Below are 14,628 nucleotides of genomic sequence, written 5' to 3'. Positions count from 1 at the left end.
TACGGCCTCACGGCGACGGCTCGACGCTGTTGCCCACTCCCCCGCCCGTCTCGCTGTCCCCCACCGGCCTGATGCCCTCGATGACCTCGTCGATGTCGGACAGCGGCGGCGCGCCCTTCGCCGCGTCGATGGTGAAGCGGACGATGACCATCGCCTCGGAGCCGGTGCTCGACGGGAAGGCGAGGGACTGGACGTATCCGCCGGGGCCCTTCTCGGTGTGGACGCGCCAGCGGACGAAGTAGCCGCTGCGGCCGCCGACCGCGACGGTGCCCGCCTTGACCTGCTGGTGCCGGGTCATGCCGCCGAAGGGCTCGCGGCCGATGGAGTCCTCGTCGTACGCGGCGTCGACCGCGTCCTTGATGTCCTTCTCGGCGAGCTTCTTCGGCGAGCGCTCGTCGGTGCCCGTGGCCGTGCTCGACGTGATCTTTCCCTGGCGGCAGAGGCCGGGGTCGCCGGGGCAGTCGTAGGTGTCGGGGGTCTGCAGGGTGAGTTCGCCGCCGACGGTGTTCTCGGCCTTCTCCCAGCCGTCCGGCACCGGCAGCGTGATGCCGTTGAGCTGGTCGACGATGGTGTCGGGGTCCTCGTCGGGCGGGGACGTCGCGGGCGTCGGGGAGGACTGCGTCGGGCTCGGGGTGTCCACCGCCGATGTCGTGGGCGCGGTGCTGCCCTGCGGGTCGCCGTCGTCGCCCTGGAGCACGACGACGCCGGTGACGATGGAGGCGACGAGGACGGCCCCGGCCGCGCAGATGGCGACGGTCTTGGCGCGGTTGCCGCCGTTGCCGCCCGCGGGCACCGGCTGGACCACGGTGGTGGCGAAGCCCGGCTGCGGCTCGAAGCCCTGCTGCGGCTGCGCCGGTTGGTACGCGGCGGGGGCTGCGGGCGCCCGCCGGTGCTCGGACCACGCGGACCCGTCCCACCAGCGTTCGGTGCCGGGCGTCGACGGGTCCGGGTACCAGCCGGGAGGAGGCGACATGCTCATCCCGGCACTCTAGGACGTGGCCGGAAGCCACGACCAACCCGATCGGGCCGGGCTCCGCGCGGAACCCGGCCCTTCACCAGCAGTCCGGACCCCGTACCCCGGGCCCCCGTGGTCGGGACCCGGCGCACCGGGCCCACCCGGCCAGGTCTCAGTACACCGAGTCCACCTGGTCGGGCACCACGGAGCCGTCACCGCGCAGTACGGGCGTCCTGCGGCCGTCCGGCGCGTTGTAGCCCGCCGTGGCGCACGGGTACGTGCCGCTCTTCCGCGGCAGCGGCTCGATGAACATCGGGTTCACGACCCAGCGCCCGTCGGCGTTGTCGTACGCCCGGCACATGAACTCGCTCTTGTTGCGGTTCAGCACGAGGTGCGCGCCGGTGGCGTCGCCGACGAACGTCACGTCGGTGTCGGCGTCGCCGCCCCCGATCGCGATGCGCTTGCTCCAGCGCTGCTTGTCCCAGGCCTTCTTGCCCTTGACCCGGTAGATCTCCTGGTTCACGAAGCAGCGCTTGCCGTCGATGTAGGGGATGACGTCGCCCTTGTTGACGCCGACGCCGCCGCAGCCCTGGTTCCAGGTGGTGATGCGGCCCTTGCCGTCGAGGACGGAGCGGATGGCGACGGTGTGCTCGCGGTCGATGCCGACGCCGCCCTTGCCGCCCGCCCACACCTCCGCGACGGGCTCGGAGCCCGCGGAGACGATGTAGACGTCGAATCCGGCCTTCTTCAGGGTGCGGATCAGATCGCGCTGCTGGTCGTAGTAGCGCACGTACCCCGGCACGGTGTGGCTGCCGATGGTGCGGGTGGTGCCGATCGGCGCGGCGAGGGCCTCCTTGCGGGCCTTCCTCGCGTACGACTCCAGTTCCTTGACGGTGTGTCCGGCGAACAGCTGGGGCACCCAGGCGTACTGCGGGACGGTGCGGCGGTGGTTCCAGGTGCCCGCGAAGGCGGCGGCACCGCTCATCGTGGTGCCGTCCTCGCGGATCTGGAGGATCTCGTCGGCGCAGGCGCCGTTGGTGGACGTGGGCAGCGGCTTGCCGACGGGCACCTTGGTGCCGCAGGCCTTGGTGAGCGCGCGGTGGCCCGCGGCCGTCATCCACTTGCTGGAGGACTTCCAGCTCTTGGGGCGAAGGATCTTGTCGTGGCGCAGCGCCCAGCTGATGGTGGCGTCGGTGACGTCGTTCTTGGTGATGGTGTTGTCCCAGTCGAAGGCGGCGACCGGGCGCTTGGTGCCGTGACCGAGGTGCGGGTCGGAGCAGGTGCCCCGCTCGTCGATGACCTTCTGGAGACGGGCGCGGTTGTCGCCGTACCAGGAGAGCTTCTTCGACAGCTGCGGGCAGTGGGCGCCGGGGTGCGACGCGGGCGCGGCCGTGGCGGCGGCAGCGGGAAGCGTGACGGGCCCGGCCACCAGGGCGGCGGCCGAGGCCAGCGTCAACGCCAGAACGTTTCTGTTACGCATGTGCGTGGACGGTACAGCAGTCCTACGGCGTCGTTGAACCCCCGTACACGGTGTCTCGTTGGTCCTTGATGACCGTTCCGTCCGAACGGCGCACGGGACCCTGGGAGCCGTCCCGTTCCGTGTAGCCGGTGGTGGCGCACGGGTAGGGCGCGGACTGCCTGCCCTTGGGCTCGATGAACATGGGGTTGACCAGCCAGCGGCGGTCACGGTTGTCGTAGGCGCGGCACATCAGCTCGGTCTTGTTGCGGTTCAGGACGAGTCTGAGGCCGGTGGCGTCGCGCAGGAAGGACACGTCGGTGTCGGAGTCGCCCGCGGCGAACACCTGGCGCTTCGCGGCGGGTTGGACCTGCTCGGCGGCCTTGCCGCGGACGCCGAGGATCCGCTCGTTGATGGCGCAGCGCTTGCCGTCGATGTACGTGATCATCGAGTCGGCGCCGTCCTCGACGGAGCCGCAGCCCTTGAGGCGGGCGGTGAGACGGCCCTGGTGGATGACGTTGCGGATGCCGATGGTGTGCCGGGCGTCGAGGCCCACGCCCCGCGCCCAGACCTCGGCGACGGGCTCGGGCGACGCGGAGACGACGTACACGTCGAACCCGGCCTTCTTCAGGGTGCGGATCAGGTCCCGCTGCTGGTCGTAGTAGCGCGCCCAGCCGGTGACCTTGCCGCTGCCGACGCGCTGTTCGGCGCCGATCGGCGCGGCGAGGTTCTCGGTGCGGGCGGCGGCCGCGAAGTCCTTGACGCGGGCGGGGCTCAAGCCGCGCAGGAGCTGGGCGAGCCAGGCGTACTGCGGCTCCATGCGGCGGTGGTCGAACCCGGCGAAGGCGGCCTTGCCGGTGGTCGTGGCGCCCTCGCCGTACACGGCGGCGATCTCGTCGGCGCAGGCCGTGTGCGTGCGGGTGGGCAGGGTGCGGCCGGTGGCCGGGCAGGCCCGCGCGAGGGCCTTGGCGGCGGGCGCGGTGAGGTAGCGGCTGGTGGTGCGCCAGTCGCCGCGCTCGGGGGCGCGTACCTTGCCGTGGCGCAGCATCCAGAACAGGGTGGCGTCACCCACGTCGTTCTTGATGACCGTGTTGTCCCAGTCGAAGACGGCGAGCGGCTTGTGACGCTTGTCGTAGGTGTCCCCGCAGCGGCCGTGGGTGTCGAGGAGGCGCTGGAGGCGCTGCTCGTTGTCCCCGTACCAGCCCTGGGAGACGGTGAGGACGGGGCACTTCGCGGCGGTCCGGTGCGAGGCCGGGGCGGCCTGGGCGGTGGGGGTGAGGCCGGTCCCGGCGACGGCGAGACCGGTACCCGCCACGGCGAGGGCGACCGCCGCGGCGGCCAGGGGGCGCTTGATCTTCATGAACACGGTGCCTGTCTACGCAGGTCAGCCGGGCGCCTCGCGACGCCCGGCTGACAGGTCGGTGGCCTCAGGGTGAACTACAGGCGGGGTGGACTACAGGGGCGTGACGTACGCCCCGGAGATGCCGCCGTCGACCAGGAAGTCCGTGGCGTTCACGAACGACGAGTCGTCACTGGCGAGGAACGCGACCGCGGCGGCCAGCTCCTCGGCCTCGGCGAAACGGCCCACGGGGATGTGCACGAGGCGGCGGGCGGCGCGCTCGGGGTCCTTGGCGAACAGTTCCTGCAGGAGCGGGGTGTTCACCGGCCCCGGGCAGAGCGCGTTGACGCGGATGCCCTCGCGGGCGAACTGCACGCCCAGCTCGCGGGACATGGCGAGGACGCCGCCCTTGGACGCGGTGTAGGAGATCTGCGAGGTGGCCGCGCCCATCCGGGCCACGAACGAGGCCGTGTTGATGATGGAGCCCTTGCCCTGGCGCCGCATGTAGGGGATGGCGGCCTTGCAGCACAGGTAGACCGAGGTGAGGTTGACCTCCTGGACGCGCTTCCAGGCCTCCAGGCCGGTGTCCAGGATGGAGTCGTCGTCGGGCGGCGAGATGCCCGCGTTGTTGAAGGCGACGTCGACGGAGCCATACGTGTCGTACGCCGTCTTGAACAGCGCCTCGACCTGCTCGGCGTCGGTCACGTCGACCTTCACGAAGGTGCCGCCGACCTCCTCGGCGGCCTTCTTGCCCGCGGTCTCGTCGATGTCGCCGCACACCACGTTCGCACCCTCGGCGGCGAGGCGGCGGGCGGTGGCGAGGCCGATGCCGCTGCCCGCGCCGGTGATGACGGCGGTGCGGCCGACGAGGCGACGGCAGATGTTTTCCTGAGCCTGGGTCACTGGGCGGGCCCTTCCGTGCTGATGAAGACGTTCTTGGTTTCGGTGAACGCGGCGAGGGCGTCCGGGCCGAGCTCACGCCCGAGGCCGGACTGGCCGTAGCCGCCGAAGGGGGTCCAATAGCGCACGCTGGAGTGCGAGTTGACGGACAGGTTCCCGGCCCGTACCGCCTGCGAGACGCGTAGCGCCCGGCCCACGTCCCGCGTCCAGACCGAGCCGGAGAGGCCGTACTCGGTGGCGTTGGCGAGGCGGACCGCGTCGGCCTCGTCGTCGAAGGGCAGCACGACCGCGACCGGCCCGAAGACCTCCTCGACGGCGACCGGGGAGGTGGGACCGGCCTCGGTGAGGACGGTCGGCGGGAACCAGAAGCCCGGACCCTCGGGGGCGCTGCCGCGGATGCCGGTGCCCGCGGGCACATACGACCGCACCCGCTCCAGCTGGGCCCGGGAGATCAGCGGCCCCATCTGCGTCTTCTCGTCGGCCGGGTCCCCGACGACGTACGACTCGACCGCGGGCGCGAGGACCTCGATGAAGCGGTCGTAGGCGGAGCGCTCGACGAGGATGCGGGTGCGGGCGCAGCAGTCCTGGCCGGAGTTGTCGAGGAAGGAGCCGGGCGCGGCGAGCGCCGCGGCCTCCACGTCGGCGTCGGCGAAGACGATGTTGGGGCTCTTGCCGCCCAGTTCGAGGGTCAGGCGCTTCACGCGGTCGGCGCACTTGGCCATGATCTGCTTGCCGACGCGCGTGGAGCCGGTGAACACGATCTTGGCGACGCCCGGGTGCTCGACGAGCGCGTTCCCGGCCACGGCGCCCTCGCCGGGCAGGACCTGGAACAGGCCCTCGGGCAGGCCCGCTTCCAGGGCCAGCTCGGCCAGGCGCAGGGCGGTCAGGGGCGTCGTCTCGGCGGGCTTGAGGACGACCGCGTTGCCCGCCGCGAGGGCCGGGGCGGTGCCCCAGGCCGCGATGGGCATCGGGAAGTTCCAGGGCGCGATGACGCCGACGACGCCGAGGGGTTCGAGGATCGTGACGTTCAGGCCGCCGGGCACCGGGATCTGGCGGCCGTTCAGCCGCTCGGCGCCGCCGGCCGCGTAGTCGAACAGGTCGCGGGCGTTGCCCGCCTCCCAGCGTGCGTTGCCGATGACGTGACCGGCCTCGCGCACCTCCGACTGCGCCAGTTCCTCGATGTGTTCGTCGATGACGGCGGCGAAGCGGCGCAGCAGGCGGGCGCGGTCGGCGGGGGCCGCGGCGGCCCACTTCACCTGTGCCGCGGCGGCGCGCGCCACGGCCGCGTCGACGTCCTGCGCGGTGGCGGCGGGGACGGTCGCGACGACGTCCTCCGTCGCCGGGTTCAGTACCTGAAGGGACTCAAGCAAGGAAGTGCCTCACATGCGTTCGAAGGAGCGGCGGAGCTCCCAGTCGGTCACCGCGGCGTCGAAGGCGTCCAGCTCGACCCGGGCCATGTTGCGGTAGTGCGCGACGACTTCGTCGCCGAAGGCGGCCTTGGCGATGGGGCTGTTCTCCCACAGCTCGGCGGCCTCGCGGAGCGTCGTCGGGACGTGTTCGTAGTCGCCGGTGTAGGCGTTGCCGGTGCAGGCGTCGGGCAGTTCCAGCTCCTGCTCGATGCCGTGCAGGCCCGCGGCGACCAGGCCCGCGACGGCCAGGTAGGGGTTGACGTCGCCGCCGGGCAGCCGGTTCTCGAAGCGCAGGGACCGGCCGTGGCCGACGACGCGCAGCGCGCAGGTGCGGTTGTCGTAGCCCCAGGCGGCGGCCGTCGGCGCGAAGGAGCCCGGCTGGAAGCGCTTGAAGGAGTTGATGTTGGGCGCGTACAGGAGCGAGAAGTCGCGCAGCGCCGTGAGCTGTCCGGCGAGGAAGTGCCGCATGACGGGCGACATGCCGCCGGGGTCGTCCGGGGAGCCCGCCATGGCGTTGTTGCCGTCGGCGTCCTGGAGCGAGAGGTGGATGTGGCAGGAGTTGCCCTCGCGCTCGTTGTACTTCGCCATGAAGGTGAGCGAGACGCCCTCCTGCGCGGCGATCTCCTTGGCGCCCGTCTTGTAGATGGAGTGCTGGTCGCAGGTGACGAGGGCCTCGTCGTAGCGGAACACGATCTCGTGCTGGCCGGGGTTGCACTCGCCCTTGGCGGACTCCACGGTCAGCCCCGCGGCGGCCATGTCGTTGCGGATGCGGCGCAGCAGCGGCTCGATGCGTCCGGTGCCGAGGACGGAGTAGTCGATGTTGTACTGGTTGGCGGGCGTCAGGCCCTGGTAGCCCGCGTCCCAGGCCTGTTCGTAGGTGTCCTTGAAGACGATGAACTCCAGCTCCGTGCCGACGTGGGCGCTGTAGCCGAGCTCGGCGAGGCGCTCCAGCTGGCGGCGCAGTATCTGGCGCGGGGCGGCCACGACGGGCTCGCCGTCGCTCCAGGCGAGGTCGGCCATCAGCAGGGCCGTGCCCTCGTTCCAGGGGACGCGGCGCAGGGTGGAGACGTCGGCGTGCATGGCGAAGTCGCCGTAGCCGCGGTCCCAGGAGGACATCGCGTATCCGTCGACCGTGTTCATCTCCGTGTCGACGGCGAGGAGGTAGTTGCAGCCCTCCGTGCCGTGCTCGAGGACCTCGTCGAGGAAGAACCGGGCGGCGAACCGCTTGCCCTGGAGCCGCCCTTGCATATCGGGGAAGGCCAGGACGACAGTGTCGATCTCGCCGCTCGCCACCAGAGCACGCAGCTCCTCGATGCCGAGCGGGGGTGTGCGGTCTGCCACGGGAAAAGCCTCCTTGGGTCAGCCGAGTGGCCATAAGGTATTGCCGAGAACCATTGCTTGGGAAGGGGGTACGGGCAGATGTCGCACGCGGAGACGGACGACTCGCACCTGCGGGGTGACGACCGGCTGACGCAGGTCCTGCGTCCGGTCCGGGCCGGCAACGGCTTCGAGGAGGCCCTGGAGCAGATCCTCCAGGTGGTCCGCCTCGGCCTGGTGCCGGGCGGCGAACGCCTTCCGGCCGAGCGGGAGCTGGCGGAGCGGCTCGGGATCAGCCGGGTCACGCTGCGCGAGGTCCTCAAGGTGCTCCAGGACCAGGGGCTCGTGGAGTCGCGCCGGGGTCGCTACGGCGGCACGTTCGTGCGCCCGCGCCCGGAGGCGGCCGGTGAGGACGAGCTGCGCCGGCGCATCGCGGACGTGGACGTGGAGGACGCGCTGCGCTTCCGCGAGGTCCTGGAGGTGGGCGCCGCGGGCCTGTGCGCCGCGCACGGGCTCGACGACGGCCAGGCGGCGCGGCTGCGCGACGCGCTCGCCCGCACCCATGACGCGCCGCTCGCCGAATACCGCCGTCAGGACACCCTGCTGCACCTCACCCTGGCCGAGCTGTCCGGCTCCCCGTCGCTCACCGCGCAGTACGCCGCGGTCCGCGCCACGGTCAACGACCTCCTGGACTGCATCCCCCTTCTGGTACGGAACCTGGAGCACTCCCAGCGCCAGCACAGCGCGCTCGTGGAGGCCGTGCTCGACGGCGACGCGGACGGCGCGCGGGAGATGATGCGCGAGCACTGCGCGGGCACTGCGGCGCTGCTTCGGGGGTTCCTGACCTGAGGCGCAGGCGCGCGCCGGGCCGGGGCGCGGCAACGCGGGAGACCCGGCCCTGGCCGCGCGGGCCCGGGCGCCCCCGCCGCCCCGCCGCCCACGCGATTAACCACGGCGTAACGCAAGGGTCTTGATTTCTCACCCCCACCACCGCAAAGGTATGGCTCCATTCCATTGAGTGCCATTGAATGCCGCCGCAGGGAGCCGTGCCCATGAGCCTGGAGTCCACTGAGCCGTCGAAGGCCCGCGCCGCCGGAGAAGCCGGGAAGGGCGGGAAAGCCGGGAAGGGCGGGAGTTCCGAGGAAGGCGACGACTACCTGGAACGGCGGGCCCTGCGCCGCGGCAACGCGGGCTGGGTCCTGCTCACCGGCCTCGGCGTCGCCTACGTCGTCTCCGGCGACTTCTCCGGCTGGAACTCCGGCCTCAAGGAGGGCGGCTTCGGCGGCCTCGGCATCGCCATGGCACTCATGGGCGTCATGTACGCGTGCATGGTGTTCTCGCTCGCCGAGCTGTCGTCCGTGCTGCCCACCGCGGGCGGCGGCTACGGCTTCGCCCGACGCGCGCTCGGCCCCTGGGGCGGCTTCCTGACCGGCACGGCGATCCTCATCGAGTACATCCTCGCGCCCGCCGCCATCGCCATCTTCATCGGCGACTACGTCGAGTCCCTGAACCTCTTCGGCCTGGAGTCGGGCTGGCCCGTCTACCTGGCCTGCTTCGTCATCTTCATCGGCATCCACCTGTGGGGCGTGGGCGAGGCACTGCGCTTCAGCTTCGTCGTCACCGGCATCGCCGTGGCCGCGCTCCTCGTCTTCGCCGTCGGCGCGTTCATGGACTTCGACTCCTCCCACCTCAACGACATCGCCGTCGACCACGACGCCTTCGGCTCCAACTCCTGGCTGCCGCTCGGCCTCCTCGGCATCTGGGCGGCCTTCCCCTTCGGCATGTGGTTCTTCCTCGGCGTGGAGGGCGTGCCGCTCGCCGCCGAGGAGACCAAGGACCCCGCGCGCACCCTGCCGCGCGCCATCCGCTGGTCCCTGTGCATCCTGGTCGCCCTCGCCCTGCTCACCTTCTTCGCCTCCGCGGGGGCCCGCGGCTCGGCGGCCATCCAGGACACCGGCAACCCGCTCGTGGACGCCCTCCAGCCGGACGGCGAGGCGACGGCCCTCAGCCGCGTCATCAACTACGCGGGCCTCGCGGGCCTGGTCGCGTCGTTCTTCTCCCTCATCTACGCGGGCTCGCGCCAGCTCTTCGCCCTGTCCCGCGCGGGCTACCTGCCCCGCTTTCTCTCCCTGACCAGCAGCCGCAAGGCGCCCTACCTGGGCCTCGTCGTTCCCGGCGCGATCGGCTTCAGCCTGGCCGCGGCCACCGGCGACGGCGCCCGCATGCTGAACGTGGCGGTGTTCGGCGCCACCATCTCGTACGCCCTGATGTCCCTCTCCCACATCGTCCTGCGCCGTCGCGAGCCGCACCTCCCCCGCCCCTACCGCACCCCCGGCGGCGTCCTCACCTCCTCGGTCGCCCTCGCCCTCGCCTGCGCGGCCCTGGTCGCCACGTTCCTCGTGGACGTCACGGCGGCGTTCATCGCCCTCGGCGTGTACGTCGTGGCGATCGCCTACTTCGGCCTCTACAGCCGCAAGCATCTGGTGGCACGGGCCCCGGAGGAGGAGTTCGCGGCCCTCGCGGCGGCGGAGGCGGAGCTGGAACGCAAGTGAGTCAGGGCGGCGCCCGCCTTCAGAACGACGGCGCGCCGGCCCCCTCCCCCTCGACACCCTCGACACCCTCGACGAAATCGGCACCACGCCGCACCGACCCGACGACACCCAGCACAGCGACACGGAGACGATGTTGAGCACGTTGCACCACCCCGGGGCGGCAGCCCGCAGGCCGCTGATCGGCATCAGCACCTACCTGGAGACGAAGGCGAGTTGGGGCGTCTGGGAACTCCCGGCCGCGCTCCTGCCCGCCGGATACCCGCGCATGGTCCAGGCCGCGGGCGGCCTCGCCTCGATGGTGCCGCCCGACGTGCCGCGGTACGCCGCCGACGTCGTCGCCCGCCTCGACGGCGTCGTCATCGCGGGCGGCCCCGACGTGGACCCGTCCCACTACGGCGCGTCGCGCGAGGACCGCACGGGCCCGCCCGCGCACGAACGGGACGCCTGGGAACTCGCCCTGATCCGGGCCGCGCTGGACTCCGGCACCCCCCTGCTCGGCATCTGCCGGGGCATGCAGCTCCTCAATGTCGCCCTGGGCGGCACCCTCGTCCAGCACCTGGACGGCCACGCGGCCGCGCCCGGCGTCTTCAGCGCCCACACCGTCAAGCACGTCCCCGGCACCCGCTACGCCGAGCTCGTCCCCGATCCCACGACCGACGTCCCCACCTACCACCACCAGGCTGTGGACCGCCTCGGCACCGGCCTGATCCCGTCCGCCCACGCGGACGACGGCACCATCGAAGCCATCGAACTCCCCCGTCCCGGCTGGGTCCTCGGGGTGCAGTGGCATCCGGAGGCGGGGGTGGACGTGCGGGTGATGACGGGGTTGGTGGAGGCAGCGGCGTCCACGCACTGACCGGGCCCCGCGCGTCCGGGCGGCAGGCCGCGGGCCGGGGGCACGACGCCGTCGGCGGGGGCGCAGGCCCGCGCAGGCCGAGGGGAGGACGCGGCCGGCAGGGGACGCAGGCCCGCCCGGGGCGAGGCGCGCACCCCGCGTCCAAGGGCGAACGGGTCGGCGGGCGGGAGAATCCCCGGGCGCAGGTCGGGCTGAGGGTGAGGGCGGCCGGGGGCGCGGGCCTACGGGGGCGCCCCCGGCCAAGGGCTACCCGGCCCCCCGGGTCAAGCTCAAGAGCTCCCGCACCGGCCCGGCCGGAAGGTGCCCCACCGGCCACACAGCCCGAAGCTCCCGCCGCAACCGCACCCCGTCCACGGGAATCCCGACGAGCCGCCGAGCGGCCAACTCCTCCCCCACCGCGAGCTCACTGAGCACCGCGGGCCCGGCCCCGCTGACGGCGGCGGACTTCACGGCGGTGGTGGAGGAGAGTTCGAGCAGGGGCCGCGCCAGCCCGCCGAGGGCGGCCTCGAGGACGGCCCGCGTCCCGGACCCCTCCTCCCGCAGGATCAGCGGCGCGGCGGCGAGCTCCGCGGCCCCGATCGGCGCCCGCCGCCGCGCCCAGGGGTGCCCCGGCGCGACGACCACGACGAGCCGGTCCTGCGCGACGACGGCCCCGTCGAGCCCGGCCGGGACGCCGGTGCCCTCGACGAACCCGACGTCGGCCTCCCCGGCGAGCAGCCGCGCGGCGACCGCGGCCGAGTTCCCGGCGAGCAGCGACACGGCCGTGTCCGGGCGCCGCGCGCGCAGTGCGATGAGCCAGCCGGGCAGCAGGTACTCGGCGATGGTCATGCTGGCGGCGACCCGAAGGCGCGAGTCCCGCCGGTCCCGCAGCGCCTGCGCGCCCGCGTCGAAGGCCTCGGCGGCCTCGACGATCCGCCGCGCCCAGTCCGTGACGAGCGCGCCCGCCTCGGTGAGCCGCGAACCGCGGGGCGAGCGGTCCACGAGGGCGACGCCGAGCAGCCGCTCCATGGACCGGATTCGCCCGCTGGCCGCGGGCTGGGTGATGCCGAGTTCCCGCGCGGCCCTGCCGAGACTGCCGAGGCGCGCCACCGCCAGGAGCAGTTCGAGGGCGGCCAGGTCGGGCACTCGGTGGGCCAGGGGCGCCGCACCCGTCGTACCAAAAGCACTGTCGGACGCGCCCGCGGCACCCGGCGCACCGCCGCCACCGGTCCCTGTCGGCGCCCCACCACCCGAAGCAGTCATAAGTCCAGGTTATGCCCTCATAGCCAGGACGTCCCTGGTGGGCGGGACCGGTCGGGCGCACCGTGGGGGCATGGTCACAGTCGCCCCCCTTCCCGCCCCGGCCCACCCGGCCGCAGGGTCCCGTTCCGGCGCCGTCCGCCACCTCGGACCGAACTGGTACGCCTCCGTGATGGGCACCGCCATCATCGCCAACGCCGGGGCCGCCCTGCCCGTGGACGTCCCGGGCCTGCGCTCGGCCGTGACCGGGGTGTGGGCCCTGTCCCTGGTGATGCTGGTGACGCTGCTCGGGGCGCGCGCCGTCCACCACGTGCGCCACCGCGACCAGGCCCGCGCCCACCTCGCCGATCCGGCCATGGCTCCGTTCTACGGCTGCCTGGCCATGGCGCTGCTCGCCGTGGGCGCGGGCGCGATGCTCGTCGGCTCGGACTGGCTGGGCACCACGGCGGCGGTCGCCCTGGACACCGTCCTGTTCACCGCGGGTACGGCCATCGGCCTCGCCGCGGCCGTCGCCATCCCGTACCTGATGGTGGTCCGCCACCGCGTGCGGCCCGGCAGCGCCTCGCCCGTGTGGCTGCTGCCCGTCGTGGCGCCGATGGTGTCGGCGGCCGTCGGCCCGCTGCTCGTCCCGCACCTGCCCGCCGGGCAGGCACAACAGACCCTGCTGTACGGCTGTTTCGCGATGTTCGGCCTGAGCCTGCTCGCCACCCTGGTGATGCTGCCCCTGATCTTCGCCCGCCTGGTGCACGACGGCCCGCTGCCGCTGGCGCTCACCCCCACCCTGTTCCTGGTCCTCGGCCCCCTCGGCCAGTCGACCACGGCCGCCGACAAGTTCGCCGACGTCGCCCCCGGCGTCCTGCCCGCCCCCTACGACCAGGGCTTCGCCGTCTTCGCCGTGCTGTTCGGGGTGCCCGTGATGGGCTTCGCGATGATGTGGCTGGTCCTCGCGACCGCGCTGGTGCTGCGGGCCCGGCGGCGCGGCATGGGCTTCGCGATGACCTGGTGGGCCTTCACCTTCCCGGTCGGCACCTGTGTGACGGGCGCCGAGGGCCTGGGCGGGCGCACCGGCCTCGCGGTGTACGACTGGCTCGCCGTGGCGCTGTTCGTCGTGCTCGTGTCGGCGTGGCTGGTGGCGCTGGTCAAGACCCTGCGCGGGGTGGTCGGCGGCAAGCTCCTCGCGGCCCCGCGCTGAGCCGGCACGTCAGCGCTGCGCGACCCGCAGCGCCTCCCCCAGCACGGCGGGCGCCTCGGCCAGCGACGGCCCATACCACGTGAGGTGGCGACCGCTGACGAGCGCGGCGGGCAGCGACTGCGGGAACGCCTCGGGCCCGTCGTCGGGCGTGAACCGGTACGGCTCGTCCGGCAGGACCACCAAGTCGAGCCCCGCGGCCCGCAGTTCGTCGATGGACACCCGGGGGTAGCGCTCGGCGTGCCCCGCGTACGCGTTGTCGACCCCGAGCCGGGCCAGCAGGTCCCCCGCGAACGTGTCCCGCCCGAGGACCATCCAGGGTCTGCGCCAGATGGGCACGGCGGCCCGCAGCCGTCCGCCCGGCCGGGCCGCCCCGGCCGCCCCGGCGACACCCCCGAGGCTGCCGACGTCCCGCCACGCGGCCTCCGCGTCCACCAGCCACCCCGGCCGCCGCTCGGCGCCGCACGCGTCGAGGACCCGCTCCAGCTCGCGGAACGCCTGGTCGAGCCCCCGCACCTCGGTGACGAGGACGTCGAGGCCCGCCGCCCGCAGCGCCGCGATGTCCGGCGCGCGGTTCTCCTCCTCATTGGCGATCACGAGGTCGGGGGCGAGCGCCACGATCGCCGGGACGTCGGGGTTCTTGGTGCCGCCGACGCGGACGACGTCGAGGTCCGCCGGGTGCGTGCACCAGTCGGTCGCGCCGACCAGGGCGCCGGGCGCGGTCACGGCGACCGCCTCGGTCAGCGACGGCACCAGGGACACCACCCGCGCGAAGGGCATGGGTCAGCGCCGCTCGCCGTCCACGGCCTCGATGTGGTCGCCGACCGCGACGACGAGGACGCGCGCGTCGGCGGCGGTGGCCCGCCAGCGGTGCCGCACCCCGCCCGTCAGGTACAGGCTGTCGCCGGGCCCGAGGCGGTAGGCCCGCCCCTCGGCCTCGACCTCGACGGCGCCGCCGATGACGTACATCAGCTCGTCGTTGCGGTGCTGGAACTCGCGGCCCTCGTCGTGGTCGCCGACGTACTCGAAGGCGTGCAGCTGGTGGTGGCCGCGCACCAGGTCGCGCACGTGCGTCTCCGGGGTGCCGCCCGCGAGGCTCACGTCGTCGGCGGCGCGCACCACGTCGACCGTGCAGGCGGGGTCGGCGGCGGCGAGCAGTTCCACGGCGGTCGTGCCGAGGGCGTCCGCGACCCGCTCCAGGGAACGCATGCTGGGCCGGGCCCGCTCGTTCTCGACCTGGCTGAGGAAGGGCACCGAGAGGCCGCTGCGGCGGGCCACGACGGCGAGCGTCAGCTCGAGACGGCGCCGACGACGCCGCACGGCCGCGCCCACCCGGAGAGTCTCCTTGTGCTCGTCCATGGCCCCGGCTCCCTTCTTCCGCTCCCGGCCCCGCTGCCGCGCGCACCGGCCGTCCTG

At 73.3% G+C, this 14,628-nt stretch carries 13 protein-coding genes; 4 read left to right on the top strand and 9 right to left on the bottom strand.

Features of this window, described 5'->3' with window-relative positions; genetic code table 11:
* Nucleotides 1-7: 7 nt before the first annotated feature.
* The 6 genes from QUY26_RS32720 to QUY26_RS32695 form a co-directional block, all read right to left on the bottom strand.
* On the bottom strand, nucleotides 8-979 hold the full coding sequence (locus QUY26_RS32720; protein ID WP_289953078.1) for a DUF2510 domain-containing protein: 972 nt from the start codon (nucleotides 977-979) through the stop codon (nucleotides 8-10).
* A 148-nt stretch (nucleotides 980-1,127) separates the two neighbouring features.
* A complete protein-coding gene (locus tag QUY26_RS32715; RefSeq protein ID WP_289953076.1) occupies nucleotides 1,128-2,435 on the bottom strand; it encodes a haloacid dehalogenase-like hydrolase in 1,308 nt (435 codons plus the stop codon).
* 22 nt (nucleotides 2,436-2,457) lie between these two features.
* A complete protein-coding gene (locus QUY26_RS32710) occupies nucleotides 2,458-3,771 on the bottom strand; it encodes an HAD family hydrolase (protein WP_289956244.1) in 1,314 nt (437 codons plus the stop codon).
* A 93-nt stretch (nucleotides 3,772-3,864) separates the two neighbouring features.
* Nucleotides 3,865-4,653, bottom strand: coding sequence for a 3-oxoacyl-ACP reductase (locus tag QUY26_RS32705; RefSeq protein ID WP_289953074.1), 789 nt, complete (start codon nucleotides 4,651-4,653; stop codon nucleotides 3,865-3,867).
* Nucleotides 4,650-6,020 carry an aldehyde dehydrogenase family protein gene (locus QUY26_RS32700; protein WP_289953071.1) on the bottom strand — a complete coding sequence of 457 codons (1,371 nt, stop codon included), beginning with the start codon at nucleotides 6,018-6,020 and terminating at the stop codon, nucleotides 4,650-4,652. The genes QUY26_RS32705 and QUY26_RS32700 overlap by 4 nt, the downstream gene beginning before the upstream one ends.
* Nucleotides 6,021-6,029: 9 nt before the next feature.
* A complete protein-coding gene (locus QUY26_RS32695; protein WP_289953070.1) occupies nucleotides 6,030-7,400 on the bottom strand; it encodes a glutamine synthetase family protein in 1,371 nt (456 codons plus the stop codon).
* Nucleotides 7,401-7,478: 78 nt separating this feature from the next.
* Here QUY26_RS32695 and QUY26_RS32690 point away from each other — a divergent pair, with 78 nt between their 5' ends.
* From QUY26_RS32690 to QUY26_RS32680, 3 genes are all read left to right on the top strand, one after another.
* Nucleotides 7,479-8,225, top strand: a complete 747-nt coding sequence (locus tag QUY26_RS32690) for a FadR/GntR family transcriptional regulator (protein WP_289953068.1) — start codon at nucleotides 7,479-7,481, stop codon at nucleotides 8,223-8,225.
* 203 nt (nucleotides 8,226-8,428) lie between these two features.
* Complete coding sequence (eat, locus tag QUY26_RS32685; RefSeq protein WP_289953067.1) at nucleotides 8,429-9,928, top strand: ethanolamine permease; 1,500 nt, start codon at nucleotides 8,429-8,431, stop codon at nucleotides 9,926-9,928.
* A gap of 130 nt (nucleotides 9,929-10,058) precedes the next feature.
* Nucleotides 10,059-10,784: a gamma-glutamyl-gamma-aminobutyrate hydrolase family protein gene (locus QUY26_RS32680; RefSeq protein ID WP_289953065.1), complete on the top strand. Its 726-nt coding sequence runs from the start codon at nucleotides 10,059-10,061 to the stop codon at nucleotides 10,782-10,784.
* A gap of 246 nt (nucleotides 10,785-11,030) precedes the next feature.
* On the opposite strand, the gene QUY26_RS32675 is transcribed toward QUY26_RS32680, so the two are convergent.
* Entirely contained in the window at nucleotides 11,031-12,026 is a 996-nt protein-coding gene (locus QUY26_RS32675) for a LysR family transcriptional regulator (protein WP_289953063.1), read from the bottom strand.
* Nucleotides 12,027-12,096: 70 nt separating this feature from the next.
* On the opposite strand from QUY26_RS32675, the gene QUY26_RS32670 reads away from it, so the two are divergent.
* Nucleotides 12,097-13,215: a TDT family transporter gene (locus QUY26_RS32670; RefSeq protein WP_289953062.1), complete on the top strand. Its 1,119-nt coding sequence runs from the start codon at nucleotides 12,097-12,099 to the stop codon at nucleotides 13,213-13,215.
* A gap of 9 nt (nucleotides 13,216-13,224) precedes the next feature.
* Here the strand turns inward: QUY26_RS32670 and QUY26_RS32665 are convergent, their stop codons facing one another.
* The gene (locus QUY26_RS32665; RefSeq protein WP_289953060.1) at nucleotides 13,225-13,992 is read right to left on the bottom strand and encodes a helical backbone metal receptor; all 768 of its coding nucleotides are present in this window, start codon (nucleotides 13,990-13,992) and stop codon (nucleotides 13,225-13,227) included.
* 3 nt (nucleotides 13,993-13,995) lie between these two features.
* Nucleotides 13,996-14,571 (bottom strand): helix-turn-helix domain-containing protein, encoded by a 576-nt coding sequence (locus tag QUY26_RS32660; RefSeq protein ID WP_289953058.1) that lies wholly within the window; start codon nucleotides 14,569-14,571, stop codon nucleotides 13,996-13,998.
* Nucleotides 14,572-14,628: the final 57 nt, after the last annotated feature.

The organism is Streptomyces flavofungini (assembly GCF_030388665.1).
GTDB lineage: Bacteria > Actinomycetota > Actinomycetes > Streptomycetales > Streptomycetaceae > Streptomyces > Streptomyces flavofungini_A.
The sequence above is the reverse complement of the archived record's forward strand: the minus strand, read 5'-3'. Positions and strand labels throughout refer to the sequence as shown.

What these genes read in the sequence shown, in the direction of transcription:
- QUY26_RS32720 (WP_289953078.1), bottom strand. Translation starts at nt 979, where the DNA reads ATGAGCATGTCGCCTCCTCCCGGCTGGTACCCGGACCCGTCGACGCCC.
- QUY26_RS32715 (WP_289953076.1), bottom strand. Translation starts at nt 2,435, where the DNA reads ATGCGTAACAGAAACGTTCTGGCGTTGACGCTGGCCTCGGCCGCCGCC.
- QUY26_RS32710 (WP_289956244.1), bottom strand. Translation starts at nt 3,771, where the DNA reads ATGAAGATCAAGCGCCCCCTGGCCGCCGCGGCGGTCGCCCTCGCCGTG.
- QUY26_RS32690 (WP_289953068.1), top strand. Translation starts at nt 7,479, where the DNA reads ATGTCGCACGCGGAGACGGACGACTCGCACCTGCGGGGTGACGACCGG.
- eat (WP_289953067.1), top strand. Translation starts at nt 8,429, where the DNA reads ATGAGCCTGGAGTCCACTGAGCCGTCGAAGGCCCGCGCCGCCGGAGAA.
- QUY26_RS32680 (WP_289953065.1), top strand. Translation starts at nt 10,059, where the DNA reads ATGTTGAGCACGTTGCACCACCCCGGGGCGGCAGCCCGCAGGCCGCTG.
- QUY26_RS32675 (WP_289953063.1), bottom strand. Translation starts at nt 12,026, where the DNA reads ATGACTGCTTCGGGTGGTGGGGCGCCGACAGGGACCGGTGGCGGCGGT.
- QUY26_RS32670 (WP_289953062.1), top strand. Translation starts at nt 12,097, where the DNA reads ATGGTCACAGTCGCCCCCCTTCCCGCCCCGGCCCACCCGGCCGCAGGG.
- QUY26_RS32665 (WP_289953060.1), bottom strand. Translation starts at nt 13,992, where the DNA reads ATGCCCTTCGCGCGGGTGGTGTCCCTGGTGCCGTCGCTGACCGAGGCG.
- QUY26_RS32660 (WP_289953058.1), bottom strand. Translation starts at nt 14,571, where the DNA reads ATGGACGAGCACAAGGAGACTCTCCGGGTGGGCGCGGCCGTGCGGCGT.